This is a genomic window from Nocardioides panacis (genome assembly GCF_019039255.1).
GTDB lineage: Bacteria > Actinomycetota > Actinomycetes > Propionibacteriales > Nocardioidaceae > Nocardioides_B > Nocardioides_B panacis.
The window spans coordinates 2,578,625-2,594,366 of sequence record NZ_CP077062.1 but is presented as its reverse complement, the minus strand read 5'-3'; the positions used below and the strand labels follow the sequence as shown (position 1 = coordinate 2,594,366).

General features: G+C 72.6%; 16 protein-coding genes and 1 pseudogene. 8 read left to right on the top strand and 9 right to left on the bottom strand.

The annotated features are described in order from the left end of the window. Nucleotide 1: 1 nt before the first annotated feature. The gene (locus KRR39_RS12570; protein ID WP_216937343.1) at nucleotides 2-751 is read left to right on the top strand and encodes a type 1 glutamine amidotransferase; all 750 of its coding nucleotides are present in this window, start codon (nucleotides 2-4) and stop codon (nucleotides 749-751) included. Next, entirely contained in the window at nucleotides 748-3,732 is a 2,985-nt protein-coding gene (locus tag KRR39_RS12565) for a bifunctional [glutamine synthetase] adenylyltransferase/[glutamine synthetase]-adenylyl-L-tyrosine phosphorylase (RefSeq protein ID WP_216937342.1), read from the top strand. Before KRR39_RS12570 ends, KRR39_RS12565 begins: the two co-directional genes overlap by 4 nt. On the opposite strand, the gene KRR39_RS12560 is transcribed toward KRR39_RS12565, so the two are convergent. Further along, nucleotides 3,729-4,016, bottom strand: a complete 288-nt coding sequence (locus KRR39_RS12560; RefSeq protein ID WP_216937341.1) for a YiaA/YiaB family inner membrane protein — start codon at nucleotides 4,014-4,016, stop codon at nucleotides 3,729-3,731. The genes KRR39_RS12565 and KRR39_RS12560 overlap by 4 nt on opposite strands. A 151-nt stretch (nucleotides 4,017-4,167) precedes the next feature. On the opposite strand from KRR39_RS12560, the gene KRR39_RS12555 reads away from it, so the two are divergent. Further along, nucleotides 4,168-5,667 carry a hypothetical protein gene (locus KRR39_RS12555; RefSeq protein WP_216937340.1) on the top strand — a complete coding sequence of 500 codons (1,500 nt, stop codon included), beginning with the start codon at nucleotides 4,168-4,170 and terminating at the stop codon, nucleotides 5,665-5,667. 185 nt (nucleotides 5,668-5,852) lie between these two features. Here the strand turns inward: KRR39_RS12555 and KRR39_RS12550 are convergent, their stop codons facing one another. Beyond that, nucleotides 5,853-7,457 (bottom strand): PKD domain-containing protein, encoded by a 1,605-nt coding sequence (locus KRR39_RS12550; RefSeq protein WP_216937339.1) that lies wholly within the window; start codon nucleotides 7,455-7,457, stop codon nucleotides 5,853-5,855. Between the two features lie 308 nt (nucleotides 7,458-7,765). Between KRR39_RS12550 and KRR39_RS12545 the strand changes: the two genes are divergently transcribed. Continuing rightward, a complete protein-coding gene (locus tag KRR39_RS12545; RefSeq protein ID WP_216937338.1) occupies nucleotides 7,766-8,311 on the top strand; it encodes a copper chaperone PCu(A)C domain-containing protein in 546 nt (181 codons plus the stop codon). 3 nt (nucleotides 8,312-8,314) lie between these two features. Here KRR39_RS12545 and KRR39_RS12540 read toward each other — a convergent pair whose 3' ends face one another. The 3 genes and pseudogenes from KRR39_RS12540 to KRR39_RS24830 all read right to left on the bottom strand — a co-directional run. After that, entirely contained in the window at nucleotides 8,315-8,722 is a 408-nt protein-coding gene (locus KRR39_RS12540; RefSeq protein ID WP_216937337.1) for a hypothetical protein, read from the bottom strand. A 76-nt stretch (nucleotides 8,723-8,798) separates the two neighbouring features. Continuing rightward, nucleotides 8,799-9,401 carry an MFS transporter gene (locus tag KRR39_RS24835; protein WP_254185818.1) on the bottom strand — a complete coding sequence of 201 codons (603 nt, stop codon included), beginning with the start codon at nucleotides 9,399-9,401 and terminating at the stop codon, nucleotides 8,799-8,801. 97 nt (nucleotides 9,402-9,498) lie between these two features. Next, a pseudogene (locus KRR39_RS24830) lies at nucleotides 9,499-10,161 on the bottom strand (MFS transporter); the annotation flags it as partial. A gap of 217 nt (nucleotides 10,162-10,378) precedes the next feature. Here KRR39_RS24830 and KRR39_RS12530 point away from each other — a divergent pair. The 3 genes from KRR39_RS12530 to KRR39_RS12520 all read left to right on the top strand — a co-directional run bounded on the left by KRR39_RS12530 (nucleotide 10,379) and on the right by KRR39_RS12520 (nucleotide 11,731). Next, nucleotides 10,379-10,645, top strand: a complete 267-nt coding sequence (locus KRR39_RS12530) for a PspC domain-containing protein (protein WP_216937336.1) — start codon at nucleotides 10,379-10,381, stop codon at nucleotides 10,643-10,645. Nucleotides 10,646-10,739: 94 nt separating this feature from the next. Then, nucleotides 10,740-11,300: a DUF6529 family protein gene (locus tag KRR39_RS12525; RefSeq protein ID WP_216937335.1), complete on the top strand. Its 561-nt coding sequence runs from the start codon at nucleotides 10,740-10,742 to the stop codon at nucleotides 11,298-11,300. A 62-nt stretch (nucleotides 11,301-11,362) separates the two neighbouring features. Further along, nucleotides 11,363-11,731, top strand: a complete 369-nt coding sequence (locus tag KRR39_RS12520) for a hypothetical protein (protein WP_216937334.1) — start codon at nucleotides 11,363-11,365, stop codon at nucleotides 11,729-11,731. On the opposite strand, the gene KRR39_RS12515 is transcribed toward KRR39_RS12520, so the two are convergent. The 3 genes from KRR39_RS12515 to KRR39_RS12505 all read right to left on the bottom strand — a co-directional run bounded on the left by KRR39_RS12515 (nucleotide 11,691) and on the right by KRR39_RS12505 (nucleotide 13,015). After that, on the bottom strand, nucleotides 11,691-12,284 hold the full coding sequence (locus KRR39_RS12515; protein WP_216937332.1) for a hypothetical protein: 594 nt from the start codon (nucleotides 12,282-12,284) through the stop codon (nucleotides 11,691-11,693). The two genes, KRR39_RS12520 and KRR39_RS12515, sit on opposite strands and share 41 nt — an antisense overlap. 159 nt (nucleotides 12,285-12,443) lie before the next feature. Continuing rightward, nucleotides 12,444-12,590 carry a hypothetical protein gene (locus KRR39_RS12510; protein ID WP_216937330.1) on the bottom strand — a complete coding sequence of 49 codons (147 nt, stop codon included), beginning with the start codon at nucleotides 12,588-12,590 and terminating at the stop codon, nucleotides 12,444-12,446. After that, nucleotides 12,587-13,015: a VOC family protein gene (locus KRR39_RS12505; protein ID WP_216937328.1), complete on the bottom strand. Its 429-nt coding sequence runs from the start codon at nucleotides 13,013-13,015 to the stop codon at nucleotides 12,587-12,589. Before KRR39_RS12505 ends, KRR39_RS12510 begins: the two co-directional genes overlap by 4 nt. A gap of 271 nt (nucleotides 13,016-13,286) precedes the next feature. On the opposite strand from KRR39_RS12505, the gene KRR39_RS12500 reads away from it, so the two are divergent. After that, nucleotides 13,287-14,021 carry a hypothetical protein gene (locus KRR39_RS12500; protein WP_216937327.1) on the top strand — a complete coding sequence of 245 codons (735 nt, stop codon included), beginning with the start codon at nucleotides 13,287-13,289 and terminating at the stop codon, nucleotides 14,019-14,021. 94 nt (nucleotides 14,022-14,115) lie between these two features. Here KRR39_RS12500 and glnA read toward each other — a convergent pair whose 3' ends face one another. Then, nucleotides 14,116-15,540 (bottom strand): type I glutamate--ammonia ligase, encoded by a 1,425-nt coding sequence (gene glnA, locus KRR39_RS12495; RefSeq protein WP_216937325.1) that lies wholly within the window; start codon nucleotides 15,538-15,540, stop codon nucleotides 14,116-14,118. Nucleotides 15,541-15,742 lie beyond the last annotated feature (202 nt).

Genomic DNA, 15,742 nt, shown 5'->3' with positions numbered 1-15,742 from the left:
GGTGAGCACCCTGCCCCTGTTGGTCGTCGAGCACGAGGCCCAGTGCCCTCCCGGGTGGATCGGGGAGTGGCTGGTCGAGGCCGGGTCGACGATCGACGTACGCCGTCCCTACGCGGGTGACCCGCTGCCCGCCGACCTGACCGGGCACGCCGGGATGGTCGTGCTCGGCGGCGAGATGGGCGCCTACGACGACGCCGACCACGCCTGGCTCGCCGACGTGAAGGACCTGGCCCGGGCGGCGGTCGACGACGGCACCCCGGTGCTCGGCATCTGCCTCGGCCTGCAGCTGGTGGCCGTGGCGCTCGGCGGCGAGGTCGACGTGGCGCCGGGCGGGCAGCAGATCGGCGTGCTCGACGTGGGCTGGACCGAGGCGGCGTACGACGACCGGCTGCTCGGCCCGGTCGCGGCCCGCGCCGACACGCCCGCCGTGCAGTGGAACAACGACGTCGTCGCGCGGCTGCCCCGGGGCGCCGTCGCGCTGGCCCGGACGCCCGGCGGCGACCTGCAGGCCGCCCGGTTCGCGCCCGCGGTGTGGGGCGTCCAGTGGCACCCCGAGGCCGGCGAGGAGATCATCGGGCCCTGGGCCGACAACGACCGCGACGACGCGGTGGAGCGCGGTGTCGACGTGGACGCCTACGTCCGCGACGTGGCGGCCGCCCGCGACCGGCTGCGCGCGACCTGGCGGCTGCTCGCCGACGGCTTCGCCGCCGTGTGCCGCGACCCCGCCGCCGCGGACGCAGCCGGCCGGTGAGGAGCGAGCGGCGCACCACCTCGACCGGACGCCTGGTCCGGCACGGGTTCCAGGACGTCGAGCAGTCCGAGGCGGCCCTGGACCGGCTCGGCGACGCGTCCGACCAGCTCCTGCACCTGATCGCCACCACCGCCGACCCCGACCAGGCGGTCACCTACCTCGCGGACCTCGCCGACCGGGTCGAGGACCGGCAGCGGCTGCTCGACGCGCTCGTCGACGACGAGGGCTCCTGCATGCGGCTGCTCGCCGTGCTCGGCGCGACCACCGCGCTCGGCGACCACCTGCTGCGGCACCCCGAGCACTGGCACGACCTCACCGACCCGGCCCTGGGCTCCACCCGGCCGGCTGCCTTCGCGGTGCGTGGCGACCTGCTGCGGGCCGTGGGGGCGGACCCGCTGGACGCCGCACCGGTGGCGACCGGCGAGGACGCCGTCGTCGTGGACGCGCTGCGGGTGGCCTACCGACGGCTGCTGCTGCGGCTCGCCGCCCGCGACCTCTCGCACGGCGTGGGCGTCGACGACGTGGCCGCCGAGCTCTCCGACCTGGCCGCCGGCACCCTGGACGCGGCGCTGGCCATCGCCCGGGCCCGGGTCGGGTCGTCCGCCGACGGCGCCCGGCTCGGCGTGATCGCGATGGGCAAGTGCGGGGGCCACGAGCTCAACTACGTCAGCGACGTCGACGTGATCTTCGTGGCCGAGGCCGCCGAGGGGTACGACGAGCAGGCGGCCATCCGCGCCGCGACCCAGCTCGCCGCGAACCTGATGCGGATCTGCTCGGACCACACCGGAGAGGGCACGATCTGGCCGGTGGACGCGGCGCTGCGGCCCGAGGGCAAGTCCGGCCCGCTGGTGCGCACGCTGGCCAGCCACGAGGGCTACTACCAGAAGTGGGCCAAGACCTGGGAGTTCCAGGCGCTGCTCAAGGCCCGGCCGGTGGCCGGCGACCTCCCCCTGGGCCAGGAGTTCTGCGCCCGCGTCGCGCCGATGGTGTGGTCGGCCTCGGAGCGCGACGGCTTCGTCACCGAGGTGCAGGCGATGCGCCGCCGGGTCATCGAGCACATCCCGGCCGCGCACGCCGAGCGGCAGATCAAGCTCGGCTCGGGCGGCCTGCGCGACGTGGAGTTCGCCGTACAGCTGCTGCAGCTCGTGCACGGCCGCGCCGACGAGACGGTGCGGGCGCCCACCACGCTGTCCGCGCTGTCCCACCTGACCCAGGGCGGGTACGTCGGACGGGAGGACGGCGCCGCCCTCGACGGCGCCTACCGGTTCCTGCGCACGCTCGAGCACCGGATGCAGCTGTGGCAGCTGCGCCGGACCCACGTGCTGCCCGAGGACCACGACGCGCTGCGCCGCCTGGGCCGCTCGATGGGCTTCATGCGCGAGCCCGTCGAGGAGCTCAACGAGGAGTGGCGCCGGCACAGCCGCGAGGTGCGCCGGCTGCACGAGAAGCTGTTCTACCGCCCGCTGCTCGGCGCGGTGGCCAAGCTCCGGGCCGACGAGGCGCGGTTGTCCCCGGCCTCCGCCCAGCAGCAGCTCGCGGCGCTCGGGTACGCCGACCCCAAGGCCGCCCTGCGGCACCTTGAGGCGCTGACCAGCGGGGTGTCGCGGTCCGCGAACATCCAGCGCACCCTGCTGCCGGCGATGCTCGGCTGGTTCGCCGACGCACCGAACCCGGACGCCGGGCTGTTCGGCTTCCGGCAGATCTCCGAGGCGCTGGGGTCGTCGCACTGGTACCTCCAGACGCTGCGCGACGAGGGCCAGGTGGCCCAGCGGCTGGCCACCCTGCTCGCCTCGAGCCGCTATGCCACCGACCTGCTCCAGCGGGCACCCGAGGGGGTGCGGATGCTCGCGAGCGACGAGGCGCTGCGGCCGCTGACCCGCGCCGTTCTCCAGAAGGAGATGACCTCCGCCGCCCGCCGGCACGTCGACCCGGTCGAGGCGGTGACCGCGGTGCGCGCGATCCGCCGTCGCGAGCTGTTCCGGATCGCGGTCGCCGACCTGCTCGGCCTCCTCGACGTCGCCGACGTCGGTTACGCCCTCACCGACGTGACCGCGGCGACCCTCGAGGCGGCCCTGGTCGCGGCCGGCCTGGCCATCGAGGCCGAGCGCCGCGGGCCGCTGCCCACCCGGGTGGCGGTCGTCGCGATGGGCCGGCTCGGCGGGTTCGAGCTGAGCTACGGCAGCGACGCCGACGTGCTGTTCGTGCACGACCCGGTGCCCGGCGCCGCCGCGGAGGACGCCGGCCGGGTCGCGCGGGACGTCGTCAACGAGTTCCGCCGGCTCCTCGCGCTGCCGGGCACCGACCCGGCGCTCCGGGTCGACGCCGATCTGCGGCCCGAGGGCAAGCAGGGCCCGCTGGTCCGCACCCTGGAGTCCTACGCCCGCTACTACGCGAACTGGTCGGTGGTCTGGGAGGCGCAGGCGCTGCTCCGGGCCAGCGCGATCGTCGGGGACGTCGACCTCTGCCGCCGGTTCACCGAGCTCATCGACCCGCTCCGGTTCCCCGCGCAGGGGATCAGCGCCGACGACGTGCTCGAGGTGCAGCGGATCAAGGCCCGCGTCGACGACGAGCGGCTGCCGCGCGGGGCCGACCCGGCCACCCACCTCAAGCTCGGCCGCGGCGGGCTGGCCGACGTCGAGTGGACCGTCCAGCTGCTGCAGATGCGGCACGCCGGACGGGTCGCGGGGCTGCGGACCACCCGGACCCTCGAGGCGCTGCAGGCTGCCGTCGAGGCCGACCTGCTCACGGAGAGCGACGCCCGGGCGCTCTCCGAGGCGTGGCGCACCGCCAGCGGGCTGCGCAACGCCACCACCCAGGTCCGTGGCAAGCCCGCCGACTCGCTGCCCCGCGACACCCGGGAGCGGGCCGCGGTGGCGCACATCCGCGGCTACCCGCCGGGGGAGTCCGACCGGATGGTCGACGACTACCTGCGGGTCAGCCGTCGTGCCCGCCAGGTGGTCGAACGCGTCTTCTGGGGTTAGACCGGCTCCCGGAAGGGGTCGTGCTCGGCGAGGATCCGGTCCATCCGGGCCTGGTCGAGCCGGCTGGTCAGCCCGGAGGTCTCCTGCGCGTCCCGGACGCACTTGGCGAGCGTGAAGGTCGAGGTGACCAGGAACAGCGCGGCGATCGACAGGAACGCCCGCATCCACGGGTCGACGGGCAGGTAGGCGATGCCGAAGCCGAGCGCGCAGACGGCCACGGCGAACGAGATGCCGGCCTGGGCGTAGAACGCGCTGGTGGTCTTGAGGGTCTGGGGTGTGCTCATGGCTCCAGGCTCCCGTGGCGGTGCCTCCGGCCGCATCGGTGCGCGTACTCAGCGTGCCGGCTGAGTACCTCCTCCCGCTCCGTCCGGTCCGTCCCGTCGAGACACCGCCGGCGTTCATGTTGGCTTCAGGTCGAGCGCCTTCACTGGAGACGTGGCCCTCCTGACCCCTGCCGTGCCGGCGCCGCTGGCGTGGACGACGTCCCGGCGGTTCGTCCTGGGCGTCGCCGCGCTGGTCGTCGTGCTGCGTCTGGGCTACCTGGTCGGGCCGCTGTTCTCCGACGAGGCGGGCTACCTCCTGGTCGCCCAGGACTGGCACGCCGGCGGCCCGAACCTCTACGGGCACTACTTCGTGGACCGGCCGCCGCTGCTGCTGGCGCTCTACCGCCTCGCGGTGGTGACCGGGTGGCCCCTGACGGTGCGGTTGGTCGCGACGCTCCTGTCGGTGCTCCTCGTCGTGTCGGCCGCCTGGGCGGCCCACCAGGTCGTCGGCGAGCGCGGCGCGCGGTGGGCGGCCCTCGTGGCGGCCGCGTTCGCCGTGACCCCGGTGCTGATGAGCCAGGAGGCCGACGGGGAGATCCTGGCCGCCCCGTTCGTGATGGTGTCGATGGCGCTGACCCTGGCCGCCGTACGACGGACGGGCGGGCGGGCTTTCGGGCTGGCGGTGCTCGCCGGCGTCGCGGCCGGGGCCGCGGTGATGGTGAAGCAGAACTTCGCCGACGCCGTCGTGTTCGCGGTCGTGCTGCTCGTGGCCACGCTGGTGCAGCGCCGGACGCCGGCCCCGGTGGTGGCCCGGGTCGCGGCCGGCGGGGTGCTGGGCGGCCTCGGCGTCGTGGCAGCGGCCCTCGCCTACGTCGCGTGGTCGGGGGTCGGGCTGGGCACCGCCTGGAACGCGGTCTACGGGTTCCGCGGCACGGCCCTCGACGTGATCACCGACCAGAGCCTGCACGCCCCGATGGTGCGGGCCGCGGAGATGACCGTGCTGGCGGTGCTCAGCGGCGCCCTGCCGCTGCTCGTGGTGCTGGTGCTCGACGGGGTCCGCTGCCGGTTCCGCGGACCGCCGGTCGCGTGGGCGGTCGGCGCGACGCTGGCGCTCGACGTCCTGAGCATCAGCGCCGGCGGGAGCTACTGGCCGCACTACCTGCTGCAGCTGGCCCCGGCGCTCGCGCTGGCCGTCGGGCTCTGGGCCGCCGACTCCGGCCGGGTCCGGGCGGCCGTCGCCTTCACCGTCGCCTCGGCGGTGGCCGCCACCGTCGAGGTCACGCTGACCGGGGCGGCGTACCGGCACACGGCCGAGACCGTCGGCGGGTTCGTGCACCGTTCGGCGCACTCCGGTGACACCGCGGTCGTGCTGTTCGGCAAGGCCGACGCGCAACAGGCCAGCGGCCTGCGCTCGCCCTACGAGCACCTGTGGACCCTGCCGATGCGCACGCTCGACCCGCGCCTGACGGAGCTGCAGGCCCTGCTGCGCGGGCCGGTCGCACCGACCTGGGTGGTGGCGTGGGGGGACCTGGACCCGTGGAACCTCGACGCCCACGGCGGCACCCGTCTCGCCCTGGTCACGCACTATCGGCGGGTCGCCGACGTGTGCGGCAAGGCGGTCTACCTGCACGACGGCGTGCACCGCACGCTCGCCCCGGTCGACTGCCCCTGACCCACCCGGCCCTCAAGTCATGCCGACCCGAGCCCGACCCCACCCCGACCCGGGTCTCCTGTCATGCCGACCCGGGTCCGAGCTCACCTCGACCCGGGCTCCCGGGAGGGGATGAGTGCCCAGCCCCGGGTCGGGGTGAGCCCAGGCCCGGGTCGACCTCGACCTAGGCCCGGGTCGAGGTGGGCTCAGGGGTGGGTGAGGTGCTGGGACCAGGTGAGCACGTGCGAGGTGTTCCGGACGTGGTCACCTGCGACCACCCGCACCACCAGGGTGCCCCTGCGGACCCCCGGCAGCGTGAAGGTCCAGCGGCCCGAGCCGGAGAGCACGGCGGCGCCCGCCCGGCTCTTGCGCAGGGCCGCGGCCTTGCTCGGCGCCTTCACCCACGAGTGCGTGGCGGGCCGGTAGGCGTACCAGGCGTTCCCGCGCTTCTCGACGACCCGCACGTGGACGAACGAGACCCCGGTGCCCGCGTCGGCGACCCGTCCGGTCAGGGTCCGCCAGGCGGCGGCCGACGAGCGGTGCGCCGGCCGGACGAGCCCGGCGGAGGGTGCGGTGCCGTCGGTGCGGATCGTGACCTGCCCGGTCGCGACCACCGCGCTGTTCCCGGCCTGGTCGGTCAGCGTCACCGTGGGTGCGTAGCTGCCGGGGGCAGTGTAGGCGTGGCTCGTCGTGGTGCCCGCCGGCCAGGCGACGGGACCGTGGCCGTCCTTCCAGTCGACGGAGCGGCGGATCGCGCCGACCGCGGTGGCGTCGTCGGCGAGGCCGGTCTGGCTGAGGACGACCCCGGTGTACCGCGTCCAACCGACCGACGGGGTGACCGCGAAGGAGCCGGTGGGTGCCCGGGTGTCAGGCGGCGGGGCGGCGGGCGCCGAGACGGAGAAGCTCTTCGTCGCGGAGGTGGTCCCGCCGGCGTTGGTGGCCGTCAGCGTGGCCGTGTAGCTGCCGGGGGCGCCGTACGTGTGGGTCGGGCTCTGCGCGGTCGACGTCGCCCCGTCGCCGAAGTCCCACGCCCACGCGGTGGGTGCACCGGTCGAGGTGTCCTGGAACGTGACCAGCAGCGGCGCCTGCCCGGAGGACGGGGTCGCGGTGAACGACGCCTTCGGAGCCCCCGGTACCGAGGTCCCCGCGCCCACCGTGTAGCTGACCTCGTCGATGTCACCGGGGAAGAACTCGGACGTCCCGTGCGAACCGATGATCAGGTCGGCCGGGTTGGAGATCGAGCCCACCGACTTCTTGCTCGTGGTGGTCGTGCCGTCGACGGTGATCTGCACCGACGAGGAGGTCTTGTCGCACTGGACCCGGTGCCAGGCGCCGTCGTGCACGTCGGGCTTGCCGAGCACCACGACACCGCCCGACGAGCCGACCATCTCGCAGGAGACCTGGCCGCTCGGCTGCAGCTCGACCTTGAACTCCTGCTGCGGGAAGGCGCCCTTGCGGGCCAGGTCGAAGTCGGGCGAGGCCGGCACCGACGTGGTCCGCAGGCTCAGCGCGATGTGCAGGTCGCTGCCCTGCGGGTTCAGGCTCGAGGAGTTGGGGACCGTCACCTTCGAGGAGGATCCGTTGAAGTGGTAGGCCGTGCCGGGGTACGACGGGTCGCCGGCCACGCCGAGACCGACCCCGGTGATCTTCCCCGGGTGGCTTCCCGTCGAGTCGGCCATCGTGCTGCCGCTGGTCTCGTCCATGTGCCAGGTCGACGTGGTCGACGCGGCCCTCGCAGCGGCGGGCAGCAGCGTCACCAGTCCGGCCACCAGGGCGACCACGGCCAGCCTGGTGACGGACCCACGACCCACGAACGTTGTTCTACTCATCTGAATTGCCCCCTCCGTGCCCCGACTTCCTCCACGAGAGTGGGCTCGCCCCCGCCGGTGAGTCCATAGGTCGAAAGTGTCAGACGGGGCGACGATTTCAGGACAGTCCGCGCAGACCGTACGACTTCGACGGGTACTCCGGGACGGCCTCGTCCCGAGGGGGTGATGCCTCGGGTCCGGGAGCCGTCAAGGCTGGCTGTTCGTGCGGCACCGGACCTCGGCCCCACCCCGGGACCGACGAGCGGGGTCTCCTGCGCGCGCCGGTCGACGTCTGAGGAAGGGTGATGGCGATGCGCTCCCGCCTGGTGGCGGCCTGCCTCGCGGTCCTGCTGGCCCTCGTGGTCGGCTCCTGCGGCGAGTCGAAGCCCACCCACGCCGAGCTGCGCGCCAAGCGGGTCGACGAGCCGGTGCGGCGCGACAGCGTGAGTGCCCGGGTGGGCGACGTCCGCCTGGTCGGGGTGCACATCGAACGCCCCGCCGGGGTGCACGCCAAGGGCAGCAACAGCCCACTGCTCCTGACCCTGGCCAACGACGGGGCCCCCGACCACCTGGTCGCGGTCTCCTCGGTCGACTCCCGTTCGGTCGTCCAGCGGACCGGCCACCAGCCGCCCGCGCAGAGGATCGGCATCCGCCTATCGGCCTCCGGTGTGGTCGCGATGCAGCACGTCGACGGGCTGCACCTCGAGCTGGTCGGCCTCAAGCGCGAGCTGCGCCGCCGTACCTTCGTGCCCGTGACCTTCCGCTTCGAGGAGGCCGGTCCGGTGACGGTCGAGGTGTTCGTCTCCGGCTCGGAGCACGAGGTCTCACCGGGACCGAGCAGCAGCGACGGGCAGTGACCCTCAGCAGGTGCTGCTCAGTGCGTCCGACAGGTTGCCCAGCGCCGTCCCGAGCGCGGTGACCTGGGGCTTGAGGGCGCTCAGCGTGGCGATCGACGGGTTCGCCATGGCCTGGTCGATGCCGACCCCCAGCGCGTCGCCTGCCTTCGTGACCGCCGCCGTCTCGTCGGCGAACTCCTTCGACGCGTCCGCCTGGAGCTGGCGGGCGTCGGTCTGGATGGTCTTCAACCGGGAGGACAGCTCGCTCAGGGCGCCCTGGTCCAGCTGGATGTCCTTGAGGCTCGCCACCGACCGGCGCAGCTGGTCCATGTCGGCGCAGACGGCCGGGCTGCCCTGCCCGCAGGCGCTGAGCCCGAGCGTCATCGAGCCGAGGAGGACGGAGGAGGCGAGTGCGCGGCGGGTCCTGTTCATGGCAGCGATGCTCGTCGGGGTCCCGGCCACCTGCATCGCCCCGAGCGGATGAGGGGGTGGTCGCGGAGTCCCCGAGTCAGCGGAGCGGACCGGACGCCGGGTCGGGCACCGGACCATCGGTATCGATGAGCGAGGGCGGCCCGACCGCGATGCCGTCCTCGGCGTCGGCGCTGGAGGCGCGGGCGTCGGCCAGCACGTCGGCCGGGACGTGGTGCTCGAGGAACCTTCGCGCCATCCGGCTCGAGGGGTGCACCCCGATGGTGGCCACCACGATGACGCCGGCGATCAGCAACCAGCCGGTGGCACCCCAGTTCATGGCGAGGAAGGTGAACACCGCCGGCGCCCACACCTTGCCGAGAGTGCTGCTGAGACCGGCGGCCCCCTGGTAGGCGCCTCGCTGGCGGGGGTCCATCAGCTCGGCCTCGAACGTCCAGCTGGCGGCCGAGAGGTACAGCTCGGCCCCGGTCACGGTGACGTGCCCCAGCCAGACCAGGGCGATCGTGACCCATCCGACCGTGTCGTGGGTCGCCAGCGTGATCACGCAGGAGATCACGAAGAACGTCGACGACACTCGGACCGCCCTCAGCGCGGTCGGCACGCCATGGACTCCGCGAGCCGCCACCATCGGCAGGAAGATGCACATCACCGTGTTGGTGCCGAACAGGAAGGCGAGCAGCACCCGCGGGGCGTCGGTCTCCTCGACCAGCCACAGGGGGGATCACCACGTTGAGCAGCACCTGGTTGGTCCAGAACACGCCGACGAAGAAGGTGGTGAGGAGCCAGCCGGGGTTGCGCAGTGGTCCGGGCCCGGCCACCTTCACTCGGCGCTCCTCCGGGGTGCGCTCGTCGTGCGGGGCCCGCGGCAGGCGGCTGATGGCGGCGGCGTTGACCAGGAAGGCCACGGCCGTGAACCAGGGCAGCGCATGGAGGACGTCGTTGGACCTGAACGCCAGCGCGAACCCCCCGACCATCGAACCGACGGTGAAGCCGAGGTTGAGCGCGGAGTACATGTACGCCCGGGACCTCACCCGCTCACCGGCCGGCAGTACGTCGATCGTGTACGCGCCGAACGCGGCCCCGCCGAGGGCGCCGATGACCTCCATGCCGACCGCCATCGCGACGTAGCCGTGGAAGCCGGTGATGAAGGGCCACACCGCGAACATCGCCGCCTGGCCGGTCGCGCTGACGGCCCACATCTTCTTCGGTCCGAACTGGTCGACCAGCCTGCCCATCGGTAGCGCCGCCAGGAACGCGGCGATCCCCGCGCAGGTCAGGCCGAGGCCGACCTGGGCGGCGGACAGCCCGACGATCTGGGTGAAGAACACCGCCGAGCCGGTCAGGAAGGTGCCCTCGCCCAGGGCGAAGAGCAGCGACTGGGCGGAGAGCCGCCCGGCCAGAGGTGACGGGGGCCGTGCGTGGCGGAGGAGGGCGGCGAACATCACCCGGGGATTCTCCGGGTCCGGACGGCATATGTCGCGTCATTTCCGGTGCCTCGGCGAGGCAATGTCCGGCAGCGCAGGGGAGTGTGACCGAAGCGGTCCCCGGGCCTCGGGGTCGGGTCAGGGCTGCACCTGATGTGCGCGGGCCCCACCTCGGCGCAGAGTGGTGGAGTGCCAGGGAGACGCCCTGACACCGACTCGAAGGAAGGGCACCACCATGAACGACATCCACCAGAGCTTCGCCCAGCAGGGCCTGGTCCGGCCGCGGGACGGACGGGTCCTGGGCGGTGTCTGCGCGGGCCTCGGGCGACGGTTCGGTGTCACGCCGTGGGTCGCGCGGCTGCTGTTCGTGCTGCTGCTCATGGTCATCCCCGGCAGCCAGATCCTGGTCTACCCGATCCTGTGGATCCTGATGCCGGCCGAGGAGACGCTGCCGTTCCAGACCCCGTCGACCCCGTCGACCCCGCAGGCCGGCGGCGCCTGACCGGTCAGCCGCGGGGCCGCACCCACCCAGGGGCACCGGCAGAGCCCGTCCGGGCCATCGACACGGTCACCCCGGGGCGCGCAGCATCGCGGGTATGGACGTGCGCACTGATGCCCGAGGCGGCCGCGTCGTGCTGGTGGGGGTGACCGCCGGTGCCCTGCTCTCCGTGGCGCTCGGCGTCTACGCCAAGGTGCACACCCCGACCGGAGGCGCCATCGCGCTGTTCGGCTTCGACACCATGATCCAGATGAAGGTCTGGCTGGCGCTCGTCACCGGGGTGCTCGTGCTGGCCCAGCTGGTCACCGCGCTGTGGATGTACGGCCGTCTCGGTCGCCCGGCGCCCGCGCGCATCGGCCTGGTGCACCGCACGCTCGGCCTGGTCGCCCTCGTCGTGAGCCTGCCGGTGGCCTACCACTGCCTGTGGTCGATCGGTTTCGAGTCCTACACCGGTCGCGTGCTGCTGCACTCGCTGGCCGGCTGCCTGGTGTACGGCGCGTTCGTGGTGAAGGTCGTGGGGCTGCACGCCGCAGCGGCGCCGCGGTGGATGGTGCCGGTCGCCGGCGGCACGCTGTTCACGCTGCTCGTCGTGACCGTGCTGACCTCGGCCGTCTGGTACGTCGGCACCCAGGGTCTCCCTCAGGGCGGCGGCTACTGACACCGGTGCACGCGGACCCGCCCGCCGGGTGGCGGGCGCCGCCCGACGACTAGCCTGCGGTCGTGACGGTCGCCCGCAAGATGCAGATCCCGGACGCGTCGACGGTGGTCGTGCTGGGCGCCCCGGCCGACGTCGACCTCGAGATCTCGGGCGACTGCGTCGTGGTGAGCGATCCCGCGGACGCGGCACAGGCACGTGCGGTCGTCAGCTTCCTCGTCCGGGCCGCCGATCTCGACGACGTCGCCGGGCCGGCGATCAGCGCCGCCCGGGAGGACCGCCTCGCGTGGATCGCCTACCCGAAGGCCCGCCAGCTCGGCACCGACCTGAACCGCGACGTGCTGGCGGGGCTGGTGGAGATCCGCGGCGCCCGGCCGGTCCGGTCCGTCTCGATCAACGGCGTGTGGTCTGCGCTGCGGTTCCGCCCGCTCTGACGTCGTACTCGTCGTTCGTGAGCAGCGCCAGCCCCATGCCGGCGAAGGCCAGGTCCCGGATGCCGGCCGCGAGGAGGCCGGCCGGGCCGGGCAGCCCCACCGCGACGAGGGCGACGCCGACGACCAGGGCCACCCCGGTCCAGCGCGGGTAGACCCCGGACCGGAGGACGGCGGAGCCGAGGCCGAGCGCACCGAGCAGCATCAGCCCGCCGTGGACGGTCATCCAGACGCCGAGCTCGTCGCTGAGCGCCGCGAAGTCCGCGGTGTGGTGGACCAGGGCGTAGATCACCGTGCCGGTGAAGTAGACGAATGCGTACGCGTACACCGCTGCGCCGACGAGCCCGAGCCGGCCCAGCCGGGGCCACCGGGCGAGTGCGAGTCCGACCACGAAGACCGGAACGACCGCCTCGGCGGCGAGCGTGAGCCAGAGCTGTCCGGTGCTGAAGCCGCCCTGCACGGCCTCGATCAGGTCACTGAGGAAGTAGCCGACCGACCCCAGCGCCGCCGTCCAGCCCGCGAGCCGCACCAGGGCGGCGCTCGTCCGCACGCTCATGCAAGACAACGATAAGCGGCCACGAGGGAGCAGGCGAGCGTCCTGCGGCGACCCCGACGCCGCCTGGGTGGGGTGCTGCTACCTGTCTCGTGATCTGTCCCGGTTCCCCGCCGCGGCCCGCGGTGGCCACCGACGGTAGAGGTGCTCGTCCCGCAGGTATTACACCGTCCAGGTCACGGGGAAGCAGAGCCCGGTCAGCGCCGCCAGCGGGATCGCCAGGCCACGCCGGCGTGCTCCGAGCCCGGTGAGCACCGGCAGCGGCAGCGGCAGCGAGGAGCAGGAGCGCGAGGACGAGCACGACGTCACCCGGTCATCACGTCCGTGCCGTCGGAGAGCACCGGCGAGATCAGCCCGAACACGTTGCCGTCGGGGTCGAGGAGGTAGCCCACGCGACCGATGCCCGGCATGTCCGTCAGAGGGAGCGCCTCGGTGCCGCCGAGACCCAGACCCTTCGCGAACAGCTCGTCGACGCTGCCGTCGACGCCGACGACGAAGTCGGAGCCGTTCACCGGGGCTCCGGGCTGCGGGGCCGGGCCCTGACGCTGGGTGAGGCCCCCGTTGATCCCGCGACCCGGAGCGTCCATCGTGACGGCACCCTCGCCGGTGTCGATGGACCAGTAGGCCATGTCGCCGAACTGCGTGAACTTCCACCCGAGCAGCTCGGAGTAGAAGTCGATGAGCCGCTGCGGCTCGGACGCGTGTATCTCGAAGTGCACGACGAGGTTCGCCATGATGCCCTCCCTAGGCCGGATCCGGCTCACGCTACGCCGGGCCCCCGACATCATCCAGACGCCCGCAGGCGCAGGGGAGGGGGAGCGCGGAGGAGTGCCGCACCCCGGGTCCTCGCGACGGCCGGAAGCGGCCGGGCAGCCTTGACAAGCCCGGACGCCAGGGGATCGTCTGGGAGGAGCCGCCGAGGCCGAGCCACGTGGCGTTCGTCGCCGGGCAGAGGGCTGGGTCTCGCGGCGCCTCAACTGCAGCACCACCACGGGAGGGCCGTCGATGTCCGTCGAGCAGCGCGTCCAGCGCACGAGCCGCCGTACCGACCGAGGAGCACTTCAACTGTCCGCGACGCTGCTCCTGGTCGGGCAGCTGGCGTACGTCCTGGTGACCCAGTTCCATGCCGGAGGGCACGCCAACGACCACCGGGCGATCTTTGCCACCTATGCCGGGAGCGGCGCCTGGAAAGGCGTGCACGTCGGTCAGTTCCTGGCGATGGTCGTCGTCGTCGCGGGGCTGGTCGTCTTCCACCAGGCGCTGGGCCTGCGCGCCGGCGGGGCGGCCGCCGCTGCCCGGGTGGGCGCGGTCCTGGCCGTGGTGGCGCTGGCGCTGTACGCGGTCTTGCAGGGGGTGGACGGTGTCGGCAACCAGCAGGTCGACGCCGCGTGGGCGCACGCCTCGGCGACCGACAGGCCCGCCCGCTTCGCCAGCGCCGAGGCGGTGCGCTGGCTCGAGTGGGGCGTGCGGAGCTACCACGACTACGCGCTGGGTCTGGCCCTGGTCCTGCTCGGGATCGCCGCCACGGCGGTCCGGGCGACGCCCGTGCCCACGGCGGTCGGGTGGCTGATGGCCGGGTCGGGGGCCGCCTACCTGGTGCAGGGCTGGGTGGTCGGCGCCCAGGGGTTCTCCGGCACGCACACGATCCTGATCCTGGTGGCGTGGGCCCTCAGCCTCGTGTGGATGATCTGGCTGGGTGTCGTCCTCTGGCGCAAGCCGCACCTGGAGCGGATCGACTGACGACGCGCACGAGCCGCCATCGACAGGCGATGGCGGCTCGTGCGAACGGTCCGCGAAACGCGGAGACCCCGCAGGTCAGCGCGTCCGGTGCGACTCAGAGGTCGTAGTACAGCTCGAACTCGTGCGGGTGCGGCCGCAGCTGCACCGGCAGGATCTCCATCTCGCGCTTGTACTCGATCCACGTCTCGATCAGGTCGGAGGTGAACACGCCACCCTCGAGCAGGAACTCGTGGTCTGCCTCGAGCGAGTCGAGCACCGCGTTGAGCGAGGTGGGCACCATGTCGACCTCGGCCTTCTCGTCCGGCGGCAGCTCGTAGATGTCCTTGTCGATCGGCGCCGGCGGCTCGATCTTGTTCTTGATGCCGTCCACGCCCGCGAGCAGCAGGGCCGCGAACGCGAGGTAGGGGTTGGCCGACGGGTCGGGGCAGCGGAACTCGATGCGCTTGGCCTTCGGGTTCGACCCGGTGATCGGGATCCGCACGCAGGCCGAGCGGTTGCGCTGGCTGTAGACCAGGCTGACCGGGGCCTCGAAGCCCGGGACCAGGCGGTGGTAGGAGTTCACAGTCGGGTTCGTGAAGGCCAGCAGTGACGGCGCGTGCTTGAGCAGGCCGCCGATGTACCAACGCGCCATGTCCGAGAGGCCGGCGTACCCGGTCTCGTCGAAGAACAGCGGCTCGCCGTTGTTCCAGATCGACTGGTGCACGTGCATGCCCGAGCCGTTGTCGCCGAAGATCGGCTTCGGCATGAAGGTCGCGGTCTTGCCGTTGCGCAGCGCCACGTTGCGGACGATGTACTTGAACTTCATGACGCTGTCCGCGCTGGCCAGCAGCTCGTCGAAGCGCCAGTTGATCTCGGTCTGGCCGGCGGTGCCCACCTCGTGGTGGCCGCGCTCGACGATCAGACCCGCCTTCTCCAGCTCGATCGCGATCTCGTCGCGGATGTCGCCGAAGTGGTCGGTCGGCGCGACCGGGAAGTAGCCGCCCTTGTACTTGACCTTGTAGCCCTTGTTGCCGCCCTCCTCGTCGCGCCCGGTGTTCCAGGCGCCGGCGACGGAGTCGATCTCGTACATGCCGACGTTCTGCTTCGTCTCGAACTTCACCGAGTCGAAGATGTAGAACTCGGCCTCCGGCGCGAAGTACGCCGTGTCGCCGATGCCGGTGCTCTTGAGGTAGGCCAGCGCCTTGCGCGCGATGTTGCGCGGGTCCCGGCTGTAGGCCTCACCCGTGATCGGGTCGTGGATGAAGAAGTTCACGTTCAGCGTCTTGGCCTTGCGGAACGGGTCGACCCATGCCGTCGTCGGGTCCGGGAACAGCTGCATGTCCGACTCGTGGATGGCCTGGAAGCCGCGGATCGACGACCCGTCGAAGCCCAGTCCGTCGTCGAAGACCGACTGGTCGAACGAGGAGACCGGGACGGTGAAGTGCTGCATGACGCCAGGCAGGTCGCAGAACCGGACATCGACCATCTCGATGCCCTCGTCCTCGATGTACTTCAGCATCTCGTCGCTGTTTGCGAACATTCGTCCTCCTTGGCCGCGGGGGCCATGTGTTCAGGTGCTCAGGCAGATCGCGATGCGGCTCTGCACCACTGACTCGCAACCTATGGGGGCGCAGTTTCTCGGGAGTATCTCCTTTGTTTCAGCCATGTAACAGAGTGCCGGATGCCGTCGGGGCTCGACGGACCGCCCCACGAGGGGTCGACGGCCACCGGATAGCGTGAGG

Excerpts from the sequence above, each read along its gene's own strand:
- KRR39_RS12560 (WP_216937341.1), bottom strand. The coding sequence starts at position 4,016 with ATGAGCACACCCCAGACCCTCAAGACCACCAGCGCGTTCTACGCCCAG.
- KRR39_RS12545 (WP_216937338.1), top strand. The coding sequence starts at position 7,766 with ATGCGCTCCCGCCTGGTGGCGGCCTGCCTCGCGGTCCTGCTGGCCCTC.
- KRR39_RS12540 (WP_216937337.1), bottom strand. The coding sequence starts at position 8,722 with ATGAACAGGACCCGCCGCGCACTCGCCTCCTCCGTCCTCCTCGGCTCG.
- KRR39_RS12530 (WP_216937336.1), top strand. The coding sequence starts at position 10,379 with ATGAACGACATCCACCAGAGCTTCGCCCAGCAGGGCCTGGTCCGGCCG.
- KRR39_RS12525 (WP_216937335.1), top strand. The coding sequence starts at position 10,740 with ATGGACGTGCGCACTGATGCCCGAGGCGGCCGCGTCGTGCTGGTGGGG.
- KRR39_RS12515 (WP_216937332.1), bottom strand. The coding sequence starts at position 12,284 with ATGAGCGTGCGGACGAGCGCCGCCCTGGTGCGGCTCGCGGGCTGGACG.
- KRR39_RS12505 (WP_216937328.1), bottom strand. The coding sequence starts at position 13,015 with ATGGCGAACCTCGTCGTGCACTTCGAGATACACGCGTCCGAGCCGCAG.
- KRR39_RS12500 (WP_216937327.1), top strand. The coding sequence starts at position 13,287 with ATGTCCGTCGAGCAGCGCGTCCAGCGCACGAGCCGCCGTACCGACCGA.
- glnA (WP_216937325.1), bottom strand. The coding sequence starts at position 15,540 with ATGTTCGCAAACAGCGACGAGATGCTGAAGTACATCGAGGACGAGGGC.